Raw genomic sequence first — 18,139 nt, 5'->3', positions numbered from 1 at the left:
AGTCATGGCCGCAGCGCAGCCACAGCCACAGCCGCAGTCGCCGTCACCGGACGCCGGGAAGCCGGGGGAGACCGGCCGGACCATCAGGACCGACATCCCGGCCCGGCTGGATCGTCTGCCCTGGTCCCGCTGGCACTGGACGATCGTGATCGGCCTGGGCACGGTGTGGATCCTGGACGGCCTGGAGGTCACGGTCGTCGGCAACATCGCGAGCCGGCTGTCCGAGCCGGGCAGTGGTGTGGCGATCACCTCCGGGCAGATCACGGGTGTGGCGGCGGCGCTGTACGTGGCGGGTGCCTGTACGGGCGCGCTGTTCTGGGGCCGGCTGACCGACCGTTTCGGCCGTAAGAAGCTGTTCATGATCACCCTGGCGGTGTATCTGGCGGCGACGGCCCTGACGGCGGTGTCCTGGGAGGCCTGGTGGTTCTTCCTGTTCCGCTTCCTGACCGGTTTCGGTATCGGCGGTGAGTACGCGGCGATCAACTCCGCGATCGACGAGCTGATCCCGGCGCACTACCGCGGCCGGGTGGACCTGATGATCAACGGCAGCTTCTGGCTGGGCGCGGTGGGCGGTTCGCTGCTGTCGATCGTGGCGCTGAACACGAACCTGCTGCCCGCGAACGTGGGCTGGCGGCTGACGTTCGCGCTGGGCGCGGTGCTGGCGCTCGTCATCCTGCTGGTACGGCGTCATGTCCCGGAGAGTCCGCGGTGGCTGTTGATCCACGGCCGGGACCGGGAGGCGGAGGAGATCGTCTGCGGCATCGAGCGGCAGGTGGAGGAGGAGAAGGGCGACCGGCTGCCCGAGGCGGAGGGTGAGCTGGAGATCCGTCAGCGCAGGAGCGTCACCTTCATGGAGATCGCCCGTACGGTCTTCGGCGAGTACCGCAGGCGGGCGGTCCTGGGTTTCTCCCTCTTCATCGGCCAGGCGTTCCTGTACAACGCGATCACCTTCGGTTTCGGCGCGATCCTGACGAAGTTCTTCAATGTGCCCGCGGACCGCACCGGCTACTACTTCGCGGTGATCGCGGTCGGCAACTTCTGCGGTCCGCTGCTGCTGGGCAAGCTCTTCGACACGGTCGGCCGGCGGGTGATGATCTCGTCGACGTACCTGCTCTCGGGTCTGCTGCTGTTCGGTACGGCCTGGCTGTTCGGTCAGGGTGCGCTGAGCGCGGGCACGCTGACGGCGTGCTGGTGCGTGGTGCTGTTCTTCGCCTCGGCGGGCGCCTCCAGCGCCTATCTGACGGTCTCGGAGATCTTCCCGATGGAGACCAGGGCGATGTCCATCGCCTTCTTCTACGCGCTCGGCACGGCGGCCGGCGGTATCAGCGGTCCGCTGCTGTTCGCCGACCTCACCGGCACGGGCAAGGTCGGCGACACGGTCCTGGCGTTCTCGATCGGTGCGGCCCTGATGTGCGCGGCGGGCCTGGTCGCGGCGTTCCTGGCGGTGGAGGCCGAGCGGCGGTCCCTGGAGGACATCGCCCGTCCGCTGACGGCGGTGGCCGGCCGTGCCAAGGAGGCCACCAGGAAGGCCCGTCCGTCCGGGTGTTCCCCGGGCCCGCAGGATCCCGCGGCGCCGCCGGCGGCGAGCAGGCCGTAGCGCGGGTCCCATGGGGGTGTCACGCCCCCGTGGTGGATCCGGGCCGGACGATCATGAGGATCGTCACGGTGGCCCACAGCAGGTTGAACAGCCCGGTGACCAGGGCGAGTCGCGCGGTCCGCCGGGCTGTGCCGTCGCCCTCCACGAGCGTGTTCTGGAAGGGCAGCACCAGGGCGGCGAGGACGAGGGCGGCGAGGGCGGTGAGCGCGATCGACACGATCAGCCAGGTGCTGCCGAGCACGCCCATCTCGCTCGCGGTGGCGAACCCGAACACCGGGACGACGACGCCGACGACGGCGTAGACCCGGCAGATCCGGTGCAGCAGCCGCAGGGTAGCGGCGGCGTCCTCGTCGTCCGGTGCGGCGAGCGCCCGGCGTGCGGCGTGCGGGAACATACCGGCGGCGACGGTCACGGGTCCTATGGCGACGATCGCGGCGAGGACGTGGACGGCGAGGAGGAACTTGGTCACGCAGGGACGGTAGGCGGGCGGGGGGACGGGCAGAAGTGGCGGGATTGCCAGGTGCCGACGGATTCCCGCCAGCCGCCCGACCGCGTCGCCCGCAGGCCCGTTCCGGCCGGGCCGGTGCCGGCGACAATCCGTCGTACGGATAGCTTCCTGCCATGCACACCGTGGCCGTACTGGCGCTGGACGGGGTCATCCCCTTCGACCTCTCCGCCCCCATCGACACCTTCGGCTGGGCGCGGCTGCCCGACGGCCGGGCGCCGTATCGGGTGCGGGTCTGCTCGGTGCGCGAGGAGGTGAGCGCGGGCGCCTTCACCATGCGGGCGCCGCACGGCCTCGACGCGCTCGCGGAGGCCGACACGATCGTCCTGCCGGGCGTCGCGGAGCCGCCGGGGGCCCTGCCGCCGGGGGTGGCGGACGCGCTCCGCGCCGCGGCGGCGAACGGCACCCGCATCGCCTCGATCTGCGTCGGCGCGTTCCTCTTCGCGGCGACGGGCCTGCTGGACGGCCTGCGCGCGACGACGCACTGGTTCGCGGCCGCGCAACTGGCCGAGCGGCACCCGGCGGTGACCGTCGACCCGAACGTCCTCTACGTCGACAACGGCCAGTTCCTCACCTCGGCGGGCGCGGCCGCGGCCATGGACATGTGCCTGCACATGATCCGCAGGGACTTCGGCTCGGCGGTGGCCGCGCACGCGGCGCGGATGTCCGTGATGCCGCTCGAACGGGAGGGCGGACAGGCCCAGTTCATCGTCCACGACCTGCCCCCGGCCCCGGCCGGCGCGACGCTGGAGCCCCTGCTGGAGTGGCTGCGGGACAGCTGCGAGCGCGATCTGACGCTGGACGAGATCGCGGCGAAGGCGGGCATGAGCGCCCGCACCCTGAACCGCCGCTTCCGCGAGCAGACCGGCACGACACCGCTGCGGTGGCTGCACCGGGCGCGGGTGCGGCGCGCGCAGTACCTGCTGGAGACGACGGCGTACTCCGTCGACCGCATCGCCGTCCAGGCGGGGTTCGGCTCCCCGACGGCCTTCCGGGAACGCTTCCGCGGGGTGGTGGGCACCAGTCCACAGGCGTACCGGAAGGCGTTCCGCGCGAACGGGGAGCAGCCGCCTGCCGCGCACCGCTGAGCGCGAACGCGCGCGTCGGACCGGCCGGCGCCCTAGGGGGCGGACGGACTGGAGGCGGTCGGTGTCCGAGGAGGGCGGAGGGGCCGGAGGGCGGTTGGTGTCCAAGGGGGCCTATCGGGCCGGAGGCCGTTTCGGTTGCCTTAGATGCACACAGCATCTTCACAATCGATGCTCGGCGTGCCAAGATCGTCGCACTGCGCCCGGCGCGTCCGGACGCGCCGTCGCGCAGACCCCTGGCCGGGGCGCACGCACACATCAGGAGCCCATGCCCCATGCCGAGACACCGTCTCTCCCCGCGTCAGCGGTGGCAGTCGCCGTGCTGACGTCGAGCCCGGTGACAGCACCGGCCGCGCACGCGCACGGCGCGGCCCGCGCGCTGCCACTCGGGGGGAGCGGTAGGCCTGACGGCTTCCGAACCGCTTGCCCCGCCAGGTGGTTAGGCGCTGCCGGGCCGACGGCTCTTCCCGCCCGCTGACAACGTAGTCATCCGGAGCGGGATGCGCACCGGATGACCGCGGAACCGTTCCTCCGGGCGGGAGCCGGGGCAACGGCGGCTTCCTCCGGGCCGGTTGGGGGTGCCGGTCCCGCCGGCGGCTGCGCGTCCGCTCCCGGCGGCGTTCCGTTCGCCGCATCGGTGCCCGTGCCGACCTCCGCGTCCGTTTCCGCCGATGCGACGGCCGCCGACGCGACGGCCCCCGGCCCGGCTGCCGCGCCGGTTTCGGCTCCGGATGGTGTTCCTTCCGCCGGCCCTGCCGCTGCCCCCGTCTCGGCTACGAGCCCTGCGTCCGGCGCAGTTACGGCACCTGGCCCCGTCGCAGGACCGGTCCCTGACGCCACCTCGGCCCCCGGCCCGGACCTCGCCTCGGCCGCTGTCGCTGCCCCGGCCTCCGGCGCCACCCCTGTCGCTTCTTCCTCATTCCCCACGGCCGTTTCCGCCCCGGCCGAACGGCCGGCTGAGGCCGCGCTCCACGGGGAAGGCGTGTCCGCAGAGCCGGCGGAGCACGAGCAGGACGCTGTGCCCGGCGATGAACAGGACCCGACGCTGGACGCTGTGCCCGGCGGTGACCAGGACCCGACGCCGGACGCCTCCGTGCCCGCCGCCCCCGGGCGCGACCCCGTCGAGCACCCACTCCCCGCCGAACCGGCCACGGTCACCCAGGCGCACACGTCCGCCCGGAACGCGAGCGGGATCCCTGCCACCGCGCAGGCTGATGACACCCCTGTCCCCACGGACCTGCCCGACGCCGTCGCCGACCAGCCGCTCCCGGCCGCCCCACCCGCGGCGGCGCCTCACGCAGCCGCACCTCACGCCGCCCAGGGGATGTCCGGACACTCGCCCCAGCCGTCGTACCCGCAACCGGAGCCCCCGCAGTCCACGCCGGTGGGCGCGTCCGATCCGTCGGCGTACCCACTGCCTGCCTCGGCGCCCCGGTCCGGCCGCCGTCGTAGCGGAACGGTCATCGCGGTGACGCTGCTGGCGACCGCCGTGGTGGCGGGCGGCGGAACGGCGCTCGCCCTCCGTCTCCAGTCACACCCGGCGCAGCCGCACACGCTCTCGGCGGCGCCCTCAGTCGAGCCGTCCGCATCCGTCGGCGGCGCGGCGGCGACGAGCCAGGAGCCTTCGGCCGCCGCCGGGGACTCGCCGGCCACGCAGTCGTCGTCACCGTCCTCGGACGTACCGCAGGCGGCTCAGCAGGTGGAGGCCATGCTCAAGGAGAACGAGCCTCTGCGCGGACGCGTGCAGACGGCCATCCTGGCGGTACAGCACTGCTGGTACGGGTCGTCCCCGATCCGGGGCGCGCAGCACGATCTCGTCAGCGTGGCCGACCACCGGGACGCCCTGGCCCGTCGCCTCGACCAGCTCGCGCCGGATGCGGACAACGACCTCAACGCCGCTGTGGACGCCCTGTCCCGGGCTTGGACGGCGTCCGCGAACGCCGACCGCGACTACAGCTCCTGGGCCTCGGACGTCGCGGGCTATGTCGATGACGGTCCGGTCATGGGCTGCCCGAAGGACGGCGCCGTGTACGACGGTGGGGCGGACGGGCACAACACGCAGGCGAACGACGCGAAGAAGCGCTTCGTCGAGTTGTGGACGCCCTTGGCCGAGTGGTACGGACTGACCGAGGTCAAGGCTGGGGACATCTAGCGGCCCGCGCGCCCACGTCCGGCGCGCGCCCGCCGCCGGCCCGGTGCCTGCTCCCCCGTCCGCCCGCGGCTCACGCAGAGGTGAGCCGCGGGCGGACGCCGTACGGGAGTCGCCCGGATCTACGGGTGACGCCGGTCGGCCACCGCCCAGGAGGCGACGGCCACGGCACCGGCGACGCCGAGGACCGAGGGCCAGGCGCCGACCTTCTTCGCCAGCGGGTGGGACCCGGCGAACGCGGCGACGTACGCCGCGGTCAGCGCGCCCGCGGCCTTCCCGCCCGCCTGCTTGCGCCACTGCTGTGCGGCGGCGGCGCCCGCGACGGCCAGGACGGCCCCGCCGAGCTGCCGCTTCTTGGTCCAGCGGGCGACGCCGTAACCACCGACGAGTCCGCTCGCGGCGACGACCGCGCTGGGAACCCTGGCCATGAGTGCCTCCATATATCCTGTTTGTCCTTGATCCGGGGGATACCCCCTCGTCTGTCCTGAGGCTAACGCGCGGGCCATGACCGTGATCGAACCTGAGTCCAGGCCTGTCAAGTTCTGGTTCGAGACGAATCGGGCTTCGCCGTGGGCCCGGCCCGCCGCCCCACGAGTCTCTCCGGCACCACCGCCGCTCACCACCGCCGCTCGTGCGCCTCCGGCCCGATCGCCCCGCCATGCCGGCCGCATTGCGGGGTACTGGAAGTCCGGTGCCACGAAGAGTCCCGGAGAAGGAGCCAGCAGCATGACCGTGACGATGCCGCAGCCGGAGACGAGATCCACCATCCCCGCGCCGTCGCCGCGGGTCCGCGACAGCGCCTCCGCGCGCTGGGAGGATCTGGCGGAGGCCGTGCGCGAGGCGGGCCAGTACACGACGAGGGCGGAGGCGGAACGAGTCACCCGTACCGTCCTGTCGGCCCTCGGCGCCCATGTGACGGGCGACGAGCGAGTCGCCCTGGCGCAGGCCCTCCCGCGCGAGGCGGGCCGGGTGATCGCGGCCCGGATCCCCACGGCCCACCCGCTGACGGCACGGGAGTTCGTGGAGTCGGTGGCGGCCCGCATCGAGGATTCGACCCCGGCGACGGCCCGCTGGCACGTCGGCTCGGTGCTCACCACCCTGTCCGCACAGCTGGGCGAGCCCCTGACGACCCGCGTCCTGCGCCAACTGCCGCCGGGCTACGCCCTCCTGTTCGGCCGCGCGGACCTGGCGCCGACGCCGTAGCCGCACGACTCACCGGGCGCCGCCGGCACCCGCCCAGCCCGGCGCCCGGCCACCACGCCCACACGGCGCGGCCGGGGTTCATCCCCGCGTGGTGATGTCCTCACCCAACTCCCCGGCCCCGCCCTCGAACCCGGCCGCCGCGACCTCCTCGTGAACGAGGTGCACTCACCCAAGGCGCTCAGCTCGCGGTGATCGCCGAGTAGGTCCACACGTCGGCCGGAAGCTCGTGCTCCAGGCGCCAGGTGATGGACATGGGCTTGCTACCGGTGTGCTTCTCGTATGTGGCCGGGCCGAGGAGAACCCACGGCTGGGACTTGCCTATGTCGGTGTTCTTGTAGCGCCGCATGAACAGCAGGACGTGGCTGCCGCGTTCCCGGTGGTGCCGGTAGCGCAGACCGGTGGGGGAGTCGGCGGCCGTCGCGTTCTGGGATTCCCAGTGGAAGAGCGCCGGGCTCAACGCGTAGTCCTTGTAGCGGATGGTGGGCGAGAAGTCCTTCTCGTTCTTGTCCAGCGTGATGAGGAGGGCGTCGGTGTCGAGTTCCTCGACCCATTGCACGCCTTGTGCGAAGGAGCGCGGCATCTGCCCGCCGAAGCGGGCCACTCCGAGGGCGGCGAGGATCTCGGAGCGGTTGTAGGCGCTGTGCACCTTCAGCGGGACGTCGCCGAGACGGCCGGACAGCGGGAGCGGGAAGTGGTCCGCCCGCTCGATGACGTGGGAGATCACCTGCCGCAGCTCGTCACGGAACACCTGCTGGGGACGCAGGGAGTCCAGGCCCTCCTGGAAGCTGGTGAACCCGCCTGCGTTGTCCCAGAGGTTGAAGAACAGCATGCGGGCGTACGACTGTCCGGTGGTGCCCAGGTCCTCGTACGGCGGAGCGTCGTCCTGGAGCAGGCGGAGGTAGGCCTGCGCGCGCTCCGGATCGTCCACGTGGAGGAAGGCGTGGACGCGCTTGAGGAGTGCGGCTTCCTCCGCGGGCGCGGGATCATCGATCAGACCGGCGCGGCGCAGGACCGTCGTCCAGGAGTTGTCGCTCTTGTACAGCTCCTTGATCTCCCGGCGGCTCTCCCGAAGGTAGTCGGCGAGACGGGGCGTGCCGTAGCTTCTGACCTCCTTCACCAGCGTCTTCACCGTGGCGCCCAGCTGGGTCCGGATGTTGTTGACGACGAGGTCTCTCGCCTTGCCTTCCAGGATGATCTGGCAGCCGGACGGCAGCTGGGGGAAGTCGTGCTCGATGTGGTCGAGGAGCCGGTTCCGCGACAGATTGGTCATGGCGCGGAACTGTTCCTCGAAGCGGAACTCGGCGCGGTGCTGCCCGATGAAGTCGAGGACGGTGAGAACGGGCTTCGTCTCGGTGCGCCGCAAGCCCCGGCCCAGCTGCTGGAGGAAGACGGTGGCACTGTTGGTCGGGCGGAGCAGGAGCAGGGTGTCCACGTCGGGGATGTCGAGGCCCTCGTTGAACAGGTCGACGGAGAAGACCACCTGGAGCCTTCTGTCCCGAAGGTCCGCCAGAGCCCGGGCGCGCACATCGGAGGGCGAGTCACTGTCGAGCGCCACAGCCTTGAAGCCGGCCTGCCGGAAGAAGTCCGCCATGAAGTGGGCGTGCGCCTTGGTCACGCAGAAGCCCAGCGCGCGCATGGCGCCGGGGTGGGAGACCTTGTCCCTGATCTGCTTCACCACGATCCGGGCGCGCGCGTGGTTGCCCGTGAAGAGGTTGCCGAGTTCCTGGTCCGCGTAGGCCCCCTTCTGCCAGCCGAGGTTCGTCAGGTCCGTGCCGTCGGGGATGCCGAAGTAGTGGAAGGGGCAGAGAAGGTCGTTTTCCAGGGCCTCCCACAGGCGCATCTCGGCGGCGATCCGGCCGCCGAAGAACTCGTCCTGGACGTTCAGCCCGTCCATCCGTTCCGGGGTGGCCGTCAGGCCCAGCAGCTCCTTCGGCCCGAAGTGGTCGATGACCCGTCGATAGGTGCTGGCCGTGGCGTGGTGGAACTCGTCGATGACGATGATGTCGAAATGGCCGGAGGCCAGTTGCTCAAGACGCTGGACATTGAGCGATTGCACGCTGGCGAAGACGTGGTCCCACTCGCGCGGTTCCTGCCCGGCGTGGAGAAGCTCTCCGAACGACGCGTCGTCCAGCACCTCCCGGTAGGTGCGCAGCGACTGCTTCAGGATCTCCTTTCGGTGGGCCACGAACAGCAGCCTCGGCCGGCTGGCGTCCGACCTGCCGCACAGGCGGCGGTAGTCCAGCGCGGCCATCACCGTCTTTCCGGTGCCGGTCGCCGCGACCAGAAGGTTCCGATGCCGCCCACGCAGCTCCCGCTCGATGGTGAGGCGCTCCAGCATGTCTCGCTGGTGGGGGAAGGGGCGTACCTCCAGCCCAGAGAGGTTGATCTTCAGGTCCGTGCCGGAGCCGGACCCACTGGCCTGAGCCAGCGCCTCGTCGAGACGTGCGCCGTGGAGGTCGGGGTCGTATGTCTCGAAGGCGATATCGTTCCAGTACGCGTCGAAGGTCGCCTCGAACTTGTCCAGTACGGCGGGTGTCGCGACGGACGACAGACGTACGTTCCACTCCAGGCCGTCGAGAAGTGCCGCCTTCGAGAGGTTGGAGCTGCCGACGTATGCGGTGTCGAAGCCCGTTTCGCGTCTGAACAGCCACGCCTTGGCATGCAGTCGGGTGGAGCGGATCTCGTAGTTGACCTTGACGGTCGCCCCGAAGTCCCGGACCAGTCGGTCGAGCGCCCGGCGGTCGGTGGCGCCGATGTAGGTGGTCGTGATGACACGGATCGGCACGCCCCTTTCCTTCGCGGCGCGCAGGGGGTCTTCCAGGACACGTATGCCGTGCCACTTCACGAACGCGCAGAGCAGGTCGATGCGGTCCGCCGTGCCGAGCTCCGCCCTGAGCTCGGCACCGAGACTCAGGTCCTCGGGCGAGTTGGTGATGAGCGACGTTTCGGACAGCGGCGTCAGGGGGCGCAGGGAATGGACACCCGGGGCCTCCTGTCTCGCGAGCGTCAGAAGCTGCCGCGGACCGTCGACGATCGTGCTGACCGCATCGGTGCCGCTCGAGTCGTGAGAACCAGCGGCGGCCAGTGCCTCCAGGATGCGATTGGCGGCCTTGACCCGTTCCGCGGCCGGAAGCTGGGCCAGCCTCTGGCCGACGGCATCACCGATGTAGCGAGCCAGGACGTGCGGAGCCGACTCCGAGCTGACCTCGACGTCGACGGCCTTCCAGCCGGCTGCCTCGAACCGCTCCAGCTCGTCGCGAACATCGCTCGTGATCAGCTTCTCGTAGACGCCCGCGATCGGCTCCGACACGCCCATCGGTTCTGCCACGGCTGCTCCCCCTGATCCCTCGCGGTACCGGTGCACGACATCGAGCACCGGCAAGGATCAGTTGTAACAGCGGCCACTGACAGATGAGGGCCTTGTGCCGGGAAGTGATCGGGCCCGGGCCACCCCCGACCCGGGTCGACGTTCCTATCCGCCGTGACAGGCCTCGTACCCCTCGCTGGAGCCGCACCAGCAGTCCGTGCCGCGCTGTGGGGGCCAGGCCACTGCTCGGCCGCGGGCTGCCAGGGTCGTGGCGTACTGGGGGAGGAGGGTGGTGTCGGACGGGGAGGAGCCTTCCGAGGCCGCGAAGGCCTCGTAGGAGGGGACCGTGCCCGTCACGATGCCCAGGTTTCCCGTGCCCGACGAGGCCAGCTCGCGCAGGGACGACTCTATGGTCGACAGGTGGGAGTCGTGGGACGAGTACTCGGCGGTCAGGGCCGGGTACGCCGACAGGAGTTCCGTCAGTTCCGGGGCCGGCCAGTGGAGGACGGCGACCGGGAAGGGGCGGGAGAGGGCCTCCCGGTAGGCGCCCAGTTCGGCCCGGAGGCGGGAGATCTCGGCCTGGAGCTCGGCCGGGTTGTCTGAGCCGAGGGACCAGACGCGCTTGGGGTCGTGCAGCTCGTCCAGGGGGACCGGGGCGGTGTGCAGGGTGTCGGCCAGGGCGTCCCAGTCGTCGTGGGTGAGGCCCCGCATGCGGCGGACGCGGTGGCGGCCGTAGACGAGGGGGTGCGTCGCCTGCGGGGGCTCCGTGGAGTCCGGCACGAGCAGGCTCAGCGCCTCCGTGAACGTCTCCTCGGCCGCCTCCAGCTCGTCGTGGGACTCCAGGGCCTCGGCGATGATCACCCAGGGCGCCGGATCGCGGGGCGCCGAGGTGCGCAGGCCGTCGATGATCGCCCTGGCCTCCGCCTCGTGGTCGTACTCCCACAGGTTCGACGCCTTCAGGGCGCGGACCAGGGAGGGGTTGTCCAGCCCCTCGGTGGACGACAGCAGGCGGTCGTAGAGCGCGGTGGCCGCGGGGCGGTCGCCGGACAGTTCCAGGTGGGCCGCTGCCCTCAGCAGCAGGGCCTCGGTGTCCTCGGGGTACAGCCCGGCGGTCCGCTCCAGGCGTGCCGCTTCGGCGGTGTGGTCGACGTTCTCGGCAGGCGTGTCGGGGCGCATGGGGGACACCGTACTGCCGAGCGGTGACAGAGGGAGGTAAGGGTGCGGCTTCCGGACCGGGCTTCCGGACGCGGAGGGCCCGGCGCACGTCGTCACTCCGTTCACCTGCGACGCCTGAGCTGGTTTCGCCACGAAGGGGGTGTATGGGACTTTGCGGGCGGACAGGTGGCCGAGGGTCTGGTGCAGGAGCCGCCGTCGTCACTTTCCTGAGGGCCTTGGGGGCGGATGCCCCTGGTGCTATGGCCAGTTGAGGGCGGCGCGCCTATCGTGCGGGCGGCTCCGGTGGAGGTGGTGTGCGGATGCGGGCTGTGTCGGGCGTGCGGGTCGTGGGGCACCGCGATTGCCGCAGGCGTGCCCGGCGCAGAGGGGTGCTGTGGAGCGGGGGCGAGGTGCTCGTCACCGCGGGGGTGCTGCTCCTGCTGCTCGTCGTGCACCAGCTGTGGTGGACCAACCTGGAGGCGCGGCGCGGCGCCGAGCGGAAGGTGGACGCGCTGGAGCGGGAGTGGGGGAGCGGCACCCCCGGCACCCCGGGCACTCCCGGCACCTCCGGCGGCCTCGATGCCGGTACGGATACCGGTGGCACCGGCTCCGCCCCCGCGCAGGATCCGGCCGCGTCCCAGCCGCCCGCGCCCCGGCGGTCGTACTCCCCGGTGGCCGCCGTGGGGCGCTCCCAGGCCTACGCCGTCCTCACCATCCCCCGGCTGGGGCTCCGGGTCCCCGTCGCCGAGGGCGTGAGCAAGGAGGACGTCCTCAACAGGGGGTACGTCGGTCACTACCCGGGGACGCAACAGCCGGGCCAGGCGGGCAACTTCGCGCTCGCCGGGCACCGCAACACGCACGGCGAGCCCTTCCGGTACCTGCCCCGGCTGCGGCGAGGGGACGACATCGAGGTGGAGACGCGGACGGCGACGTACACGTACGACGTCGACAAGATCCTGCCGCAGACCTCGGCCACGGACTCGGGGGTCGTCCGGCCCGTGCCGCGCTCCCTCGTACGACCCGGGTACGGGTACGACGAGCCCGGCTACTACATCACCCTCACCACCTGCACGCCCGAGTTCACCTCGCGGTACCGGATGGCGGTGTGGGGGAAGCTGGTCTCGATGCGGCCCCGCTGAGCCCGGCCCGCTCCTCGATAGTCTGTGCGCGACGATCACCAAGAGGGGGCCCGTATGTCCGACGAACCGGCCGGCGGTACCGGCGACGATGAGGACGACCCGCCCTGGATCGTCGCCCTCTGTCCCGTGACGCGCGAACTCGCCGCGCAGATCGTCGAGATGACCGAGGCGGACTGGGCCGACCCCGAGGCCGGTGAGCGGGCGGTGTCCGCCGCGGGCTGGGAGTCCACCGGGGAGTACCTGGGCGAATTCGACGAGAAGTGCCACAGCCCGGCGGGGCACCTCGTGTACGGCGACGACTGCTTCGCCATGCCCTTCGCGTACGAGTACTACGTGCACCCGGACGGGGCGATCGCGGAGGACTGCTGGAGCACCCTGCCCGGCTGGCACGGGATCGTCGACGGGCCGGCCGGCACGTTCGGCGCCCGGCTCGACGAGGTGGCCGACACGTTCGGCGCGCTGCTCGGGCCGCCCGACCACGACGTGACCCACGAGCGGCGGCCCGAGCTGGACCACGAGTGGCGGTACCGGGCCTGGCGTCGGGGCGACAACGTACTGGTCGTCGCGCCCGGGCTGGACGGTTTCTCGTACGCGCAGTTCGAGCACGCCTTCGTGCAGATCCGGCCGCTGCCGGCGGACGCGCCGTTCCCGTCGGCCCGGGAACTGCCCGACTTCTGCTGGTGACTAGCGCCGCTCGCGCAGCGCCGTGACGCTCACCGCTCCCACCAGCGCCAGTACGGCCGACACCAGCAGGGTGATGTTCGCGCCCCGGGCCAGGCCGCCGGCGGAGGTGGCGAGGGCGATCGTGAGGGCGACGCCGGCGCAGGAGCCGATGTAGCGGAAGGTCTGCTGGGCGCCGGAGCCCATGGCGGCGCGCTCGCGCGGGACCGACTCGACGGCGAGGAGCGGGAGCGCCCCGTTGAGCAGGCCGCTGCCCACGCCGCCGATGATCAGGCCGGGCAGCAGCCGGGTCCAGGAGCCGGAGGCGAGCGCGCCGAGCATGGTCAGGACGGCGATCGTGTGCAGGGCGAAGCCGAGGGCCAGCTGCGAGCGCGGCGCGATCCGTCCGGCCAGGTGTTTGACCTGGAGCGCGACGGTGAAGCTCAAGCCGGACCAGAGCAGGAACAGCCAGGCCGTGGTCAGGGGTGACAGGCGCAGCGTCTGCTGGAGCAGGGCCGGCAGGAAGCTGAACATGCCGATCACCGCGAGGCCGGTGAACAGCCCGCCCGCCGAGGAGGCCAGGAAGCGGGGGCGGCGCAGCAGTCCGAGGTCGATCATCGGGGTGCCGGCCCGGCGTTCCACGGCCACGAACACGGCGATGAGGACGACGGTCGCCGCGAGGAGCAGGCCCACCGGCGCGCGCAGCCAGCCGTCCCGGCCCAGGGTCAGGGCCGCGACCAGGGCCACCAGGGCGAGGCCGAAGGTGAGGGCGCCGAGCACGTCGGGGCGGCCGCCGCGCGGGGCGCGGGACTCGGCGAGGGTGCGGGTGCCGAGCGCGGCCAGGGCGAGGGCCGCGGCGCCGAGGACGCCGTAGCCGATGCGCCAGTTCGGCAGCGCGGCCTCGACCAGGGGGCCCGCGGCGATGCCGCCGCTGACGAAGGCGCCCCAGACGCCGGTCGCGTGCAGCCGGCCGCGCGGGCTCGGGAAGGCGTGCACGATCAGGCCGAGGCCGCTGGCCAGCAGGGCCGCGCTCGCGGCGCCCTGGGCGATGCGGGCGAGGGTGAACTGCCAGGTCGTCGTCGTGAACGCGCCGAGGGCGGTGGTGAGGCCTAGGGCCAGGGTGCCGGAGAGGAAGATCCGGCGGCGGCCGTAGTCGTCGGCGAGGCTGCCGGCCACCAGGAGCAGGGCGGCGAGGCCCAGCGGGGTGCCGTTCAGGAGCCAGGCCTGGGCGGAGAGGGGCGTGTGCAGGGCGGCCGCCGTGTCCGGCAGGGTGACCATCGGGGCGGTGTACGTCATGAGTGCCACGGCGGTCACCGCGCTGGTCAGGGCGAGTGTCGCCCGGGGGCGTACGGGTGCGTCCGGTACGGTCCCGCCGCGCACGGCGGCGGGGGTGGTGGCGGAGCCGAGCCCGGTCATGGCATGTCCTGTCCTTCGGCGACTTGCGTGTCGGTTCGGTCATTGAACCGAGCTGTCCCCGCCACCGTAACACTGTAGGTTCGGTCATTGAACCAAATGTCGGAAAGTGGCTACAGTGGTCGGCATGGCACTGGGCAAGGACTACGCGTCACAGGAGTGCTCGATCGCCCGCGCGCTCGAGATCGTCGGCGAGCGCTGGACGCTGCTCGTCGTCCGCGACGCGCTCTACGGCGTACGGCGGTACAACGACTTCCTGGTCCACCTGGGCATCCCGCGCGCCGTCCTGGCCGCCCGGCTCGGGACCCTGACCGCCGAGGGCATCCTCGAGAAGCGCCGGTACCAGCAGTCGCCGCCCCGGGACGAGTACGTGCTCACGGAGCGGGGCATCGCCCTGTGGCCCACCCTGCGGGCCCTCGGCCTCTGGGGCCGCGAGCACTTCACCGAGACCCGGCTGCGCTACTTCCGGCACGCGGCGTGCGGCACCGAACTCGGGCCGTACGGCGAATGTCCCGCCTGCGGAACCATCGTGCCGGTCCCGGACGTTGTCATGGAGCCGGGACCCGGACTCGATCCGGACCCGGCGGACGCGGTCAGCCGGGCACTGCTCCGGCCGAGGCGGCTGCTGGAGCCGCTGGAGACCGACCAGGTGTGACCGACACGGCGCTGCGCCGGGGGAAGGGGGAGGCGATGGCCCGCGATCGTGCGGCCGGCGCGCGCCCCCTCGCGTTCCTCCTGTTCCCGCTGCTCGTCCTGCTGCCCGTCGCCATGCTCGACACCGGGGGCCTCACCACCACCGTCGCCCTCGCGGCGACCGCCGCAGCCGGGTCCGCGCTCGCCGTCTGCTCCCTCCTCACCGCACGCAGCGCGCCCGCCGACCCGCCCACCCGGGTGCGCACGGCGATACGCGACCGGGACCGGCGCACCGCCTTCCTGCCGCAGCGCGATCCCGACGCGCCCGGCCGGCGCCGGCCCAGAGCGCCCGGAGAGTCCCTTCCGGCGACCGCCGCGTAGGGCACGTCCTCCCGCTTTTTCCATGCGTACGTGACCCCGCGCGGGTCGTCATGCCGACTTCCAGCTCAGCTCCGGCACGACGAGACCCTCCGGAGGGCTCACCCATGTCCGTCTTCCCCGTCTTCGCGCACCTGGTCGAGCGGCTCGCCGACCTGCTCCAGCCGCTGTTCCACGCCTCCGCGGCGGCCGCCGCGATCGTCCTGTTCACCGCGCTCGTACGGCTCCTCGTCCACCCGCTGTCCCGCGCCGCCGCCCGGGGGCAGCGCGCCCGCGCCGAACTCCAGCCGCGCATCGCCGAACTGCGCACGCGGCACGCCGAGGACCCCCGCCGGCTCCAGCAGGCGGTGCTGGAGCTGCACGCCGAGGAGAAGGTCTCGCCGCTGTCCGGCTGCCTGCCCAGCCTGCTCCAGCTGCCCGCCTTCTTCCTGCTCTACCACCTCTTCGCCGGCGCCTCGATCGGCGGCGGGGGCGACGGCCTGCTCGCGCACCGGCTCCTCGCGGCGCCGCTCGGCGGGCGGTGGGCCGACGCGCTCGCGGACGGCGGGGTGTTCGGCCCGGCCGGGCTGGTCTACCTCGGGCTGTTCGCGCTCGTCGCCGCCGTCGCCCTCTTCAACTACCGGCGCACCAGGCTGATGACGGCCGGCGGCCCGCTCGCCCCGGACGCGGCGGACGGCGAGCGGGTGCCGGGGCTCGGCGCGGTCGGCAGGGTCATGCCGTTCATGTCCTTCCTCACGCTCGTCACCGTGGCCGTCGTCCCGCTCGCGGCCGCGCTGTACGTCGTCACCAGCACCACCTGGAGCGCCGTGGAGCGGGCCGCGCTGTACCGCTAGCCGCACCGCCGGGAGGATGTGGCTACGGTCCAGTACGTGAACAGGGTCTTGCGGACTGGACCGGGCGCTTGGAGGATCAGCCAAGTCCGCCCCGATGGCTGCACCCGTCGGCCGGGCGCCCGCGATCGAGGGAGATTGTGACCATGAAGCTGCTGCGAGTCGGTCCCGCGGGGGCGGAGCGCCCCGCCCTGCTCGACGCCGACGGAACCCTCCGGGACCTGTCGCGCATCGTGGACGACATCGACGGTGGGCTCCTCGCCGACGACCCGGCGCTCGGCCGGGTACGGGCGGCGGCCGAGTCGGGCGCGCTGCCCGCGCTGGACCCGGCGGGGGTCCGGATCGGGCCGCCGGTCGGCCGGATCGGGAAGATCGTGTGCATCGGGCTCAACTACCACGACCACGCCCGCGAGACGGGCGCCGAGCCGCCCGCCGAGCCGGTCGTCTTCTTCAAGGCGCCGGACACGGTCGTCGGCCCGAACGACACCGTGCTCGTGCCGCGCGACTCCGCCAAGACCGACTGGGAGGTGGAGCTGGCCGTCGTCATCGGGCGTACGGCTCGCTACCTGGAGTCGGCCGAGGAGGGGCTCGCGCACGTCGCCGGGTACGCGGTCGCGCACGACGTCTCCGAGCGGGAGTTCCAGATCGAGCGGGGCGGCACCTGGGACAAGGGCAAGAACTGCGAGACGTTCAACCCGCTGGGTCCGTGGCTCGTCACGGCGGACGAGGTCCCCGACCCGCAGCGGCTGCCGCTGAAACTCTGGGTCAACGGGGAGCTGAAGCAGGACGGCACGACGGCCGAGCAGATCTTCCCGGTCGGGGAGGTCGTGCGCTACGTCAGCCGGTTCATGACGCTCTACCCCGGCGACGTCATCAACACCGGGACCCCGGCGGGCGTGGCCATGGGCCGACCCGAACCGAAGCCGTACCTGAGGGCCGGCGACGTCGTCGAGCTGGAGATCGAGGGCCTCGGCCGGCAGCGGCAGGAACTGAAGGACGCGTAGCCGCTCCGCCCCCTCGCGACACCGGGGCCGCGGCCGACCCGGGGCCAACCCGCCGCCCCGGAAGGCCTGTTGGTCATATCCTCTCCCGTGGACGTGCCGTGGAAGCGCCGTGATCGCCGTACGACGGCTTCGAGGGCGGGCACGGCGCCGGTGCCGGCAATGCCGAGGGGTGGGGGATGGCCGCGACGGGGGCGGACGGGATCTCGACGAACGGGCGCAGGGCGGTAGGCCCGTTCCAGTGGGCGGCGGCCGCGCTCGGCATCCTCGCCGCGTGCGCCGCCGTGGCCATGTTCTTCGGCACCAAGGTGTGCAACCAGCAGACGGTCTCGGACGGGCGCGTCGTCGAGGTCTGCCGGCACCCGGAGATGACGGACCCTCCGATGGTCGTCCTCGGCCTCCTGATGCTGGTGCTCCTCGGGGCCTTCTTCTCCGAGGTCTCCGGATTCGGCATCACGCTGAAGCGCCAGGTGGAGGAGGTGCGGGGCATCGTGCACGAGGCCATGGTCGAGACGCAGCAGTTCCAGGCGAGGCAGCAGGAGGTCGAGGGGGACCTGGCCGACGGGGTGAGGGAGGCGCTCAGCAGGGCGGGGGCCGGCGGTCGACCCGCCGTGCCGGCGTCGGACGACCCCGTCGAGCGGCTGGCCGCACGCTACAACGAGATCCGGTGGACCATGTCCAGCGGGCGGGCGAGGACCGCCGCCATGAGCGAGGTCGCCGACGAGATGGTCCGTCTGCTGCGAGGCGCCCGGGACTTCGACGTCGAGCGCCGTCTGGGGAGCGGCGACCACGGGCTGCGGCTGGCCGCTGCGGCCTACCTGTACGCCAACCCGGATCCGGCGTGGGGGCGCGAACTCGCCGAGGCCGCGGTGTCCGAGGAGAAACCGTTCAACGAGTACTGGGCGCTCAAGGCGCTGCGCGAAGTGTTCAGGGGGAACTGCGCGCTGCTCGACGACGGGACGAGGAGCCTGCTGCAACGACGTATGAGCCAGCTGCCCCCGCGCAACGACCGCGCCGAGCAGATCCGCAGGCTGCTGCGGGACTGCCCGGCGGGCCGTGGCGGTCGGGCCGCGGTCTGAGCCGT

The 18,139-nt window shown here is 72.4% G+C and carries 16 protein-coding genes and 1 pseudogene; 11 read left to right on the top strand and 6 right to left on the bottom strand.

From position 1 onward, the window contains the following. Positions 1–4 precede the first annotated feature (4 nt). Positions 5–1,597, top strand: a complete 1,593-nt coding sequence (locus ACZ7FF_RS30830; protein ID WP_470816192.1) for an MFS transporter — start codon at positions 5–7, stop codon at positions 1,595–1,597. Between the two features lie 19 nt (positions 1,598–1,616). On the opposite strand, the gene ACZ7FF_RS30825 is transcribed toward ACZ7FF_RS30830, so the two are convergent. Further along, positions 1,617–2,066: a hypothetical protein gene (locus tag ACZ7FF_RS30825; protein ID WP_470816190.1), complete on the bottom strand. Its 450-nt coding sequence runs from the start codon at positions 2,064–2,066 to the stop codon at positions 1,617–1,619. 152 nt (positions 2,067–2,218) lie between these two features. Between ACZ7FF_RS30825 and ACZ7FF_RS30820 the strand changes: the two genes are divergently transcribed. Both ACZ7FF_RS30820 and ACZ7FF_RS30815 read left to right on the top strand, forming a co-directional pair. Further along, entirely contained in the window at positions 2,219–3,190 is a 972-nt protein-coding gene (locus ACZ7FF_RS30820; protein ID WP_470816189.1) for a GlxA family transcriptional regulator, read from the top strand. A gap of 979 nt (positions 3,191–4,169) precedes the next feature. Beyond that, a complete protein-coding gene (locus tag ACZ7FF_RS30815; protein ID WP_470816187.1) occupies positions 4,170–5,339 on the top strand; it encodes a hypothetical protein in 1,170 nt (389 codons plus the stop codon). Between the two features lie 119 nt (positions 5,340–5,458). Here ACZ7FF_RS30815 and ACZ7FF_RS30810 read toward each other — a convergent pair whose 3' ends face one another. Next, a complete protein-coding gene (locus ACZ7FF_RS30810) occupies positions 5,459–5,764 on the bottom strand; it encodes a hypothetical protein (RefSeq protein ID WP_470816186.1) in 306 nt (101 codons plus the stop codon). 298 nt (positions 5,765–6,062) lie between these two features. On the opposite strand from ACZ7FF_RS30810, the gene ACZ7FF_RS30805 reads away from it, so the two are divergent. Continuing rightward, positions 6,063–6,539: a DUF2267 domain-containing protein gene (locus ACZ7FF_RS30805; protein WP_470816185.1), complete on the top strand. Its 477-nt coding sequence runs from the start codon at positions 6,063–6,065 to the stop codon at positions 6,537–6,539. A gap of 81 nt (positions 6,540–6,620) precedes the next feature. Here ACZ7FF_RS30805 and ACZ7FF_RS30800 read toward each other — a convergent pair. The 3 genes and pseudogenes from ACZ7FF_RS30800 to ACZ7FF_RS30790 all read right to left on the bottom strand — a co-directional run. Beyond that, positions 6,621–6,704 (bottom strand): annotated as a pseudogene (locus ACZ7FF_RS30800) (MOSC domain-containing protein); the annotation flags it as partial. A gap of 13 nt (positions 6,705–6,717) precedes the next feature. After that, positions 6,718–9,855, bottom strand: coding sequence for a DEAD/DEAH box helicase (locus ACZ7FF_RS30795; protein ID WP_470816238.1), 3,138 nt, complete (start codon positions 9,853–9,855; stop codon positions 6,718–6,720). A gap of 156 nt (positions 9,856–10,011) precedes the next feature. Continuing rightward, a complete protein-coding gene (locus ACZ7FF_RS30790) occupies positions 10,012–11,022 on the bottom strand; it encodes a hypothetical protein (protein ID WP_470816184.1) in 1,011 nt (336 codons plus the stop codon). A gap of 299 nt (positions 11,023–11,321) precedes the next feature. On the opposite strand from ACZ7FF_RS30790, the gene ACZ7FF_RS30785 reads away from it, so the two are divergent. Together ACZ7FF_RS30785 and ACZ7FF_RS30780 are read left to right on the top strand one after the other, a co-directional pair. Beyond that, the gene (locus tag ACZ7FF_RS30785; RefSeq protein WP_470816182.1) at positions 11,322–12,140 is read left to right on the top strand and encodes a class E sortase; all 819 of its coding nucleotides are present in this window, start codon (positions 11,322–11,324) and stop codon (positions 12,138–12,140) included. Positions 12,141–12,194: 54 nt separating this feature from the next. Next, positions 12,195–12,824, top strand: a complete 630-nt coding sequence (locus ACZ7FF_RS30780) for a hypothetical protein (protein ID WP_470816180.1) — start codon at positions 12,195–12,197, stop codon at positions 12,822–12,824. Here ACZ7FF_RS30780 and ACZ7FF_RS30775 read toward each other — a convergent pair whose 3' ends face one another. After that, complete coding sequence (locus ACZ7FF_RS30775; RefSeq protein ID WP_470816179.1) at positions 12,825–14,216, bottom strand: MFS transporter; 1,392 nt, start codon at positions 14,214–14,216, stop codon at positions 12,825–12,827. 124 nt (positions 14,217–14,340) lie between these two features. Here ACZ7FF_RS30775 and ACZ7FF_RS30770 point away from each other — a divergent pair, with 124 nt between their 5' ends. The 5 genes from ACZ7FF_RS30770 to ACZ7FF_RS30750 all read left to right on the top strand — a co-directional run bounded on the left by ACZ7FF_RS30770 (position 14,341) and on the right by ACZ7FF_RS30750 (position 18,134). Continuing rightward, complete coding sequence (locus ACZ7FF_RS30770) at positions 14,341–14,868, top strand: winged helix-turn-helix transcriptional regulator (protein WP_470816177.1); 528 nt, start codon at positions 14,341–14,343, stop codon at positions 14,866–14,868. Positions 14,869–14,903: 35 nt separating this feature from the next. Further along, positions 14,904–15,227: a DUF6412 domain-containing protein gene (locus ACZ7FF_RS30765; RefSeq protein ID WP_470816236.1), complete on the top strand. Its 324-nt coding sequence runs from the start codon at positions 14,904–14,906 to the stop codon at positions 15,225–15,227. 104 nt (positions 15,228–15,331) lie between these two features. Continuing rightward, the gene (locus ACZ7FF_RS30760) at positions 15,332–16,057 is read left to right on the top strand and encodes a YidC/Oxa1 family membrane protein insertase (protein ID WP_470816175.1); all 726 of its coding nucleotides are present in this window, start codon (positions 15,332–15,334) and stop codon (positions 16,055–16,057) included. A 143-nt stretch (positions 16,058–16,200) separates the two neighbouring features. Then, positions 16,201–17,058, top strand: coding sequence for a fumarylacetoacetate hydrolase family protein (locus ACZ7FF_RS30755; protein ID WP_470816173.1), 858 nt, complete (start codon positions 16,201–16,203; stop codon positions 17,056–17,058). A gap of 176 nt (positions 17,059–17,234) precedes the next feature. Continuing rightward, complete coding sequence (locus ACZ7FF_RS30750; RefSeq protein ID WP_470816171.1) at positions 17,235–18,134, top strand: hypothetical protein; 900 nt, start codon at positions 17,235–17,237, stop codon at positions 18,132–18,134. The last annotated feature ends 5 nt before the right edge of the window (positions 18,135–18,139 follow it).

The sequence above is a fragment of the Streptomyces sp. NPDC037126 genome, from assembly GCF_055605965.1.
Note: the sequence above shows the minus strand (reverse complement) of the source record. Positions and strands in the feature narration are given on the sequence as shown.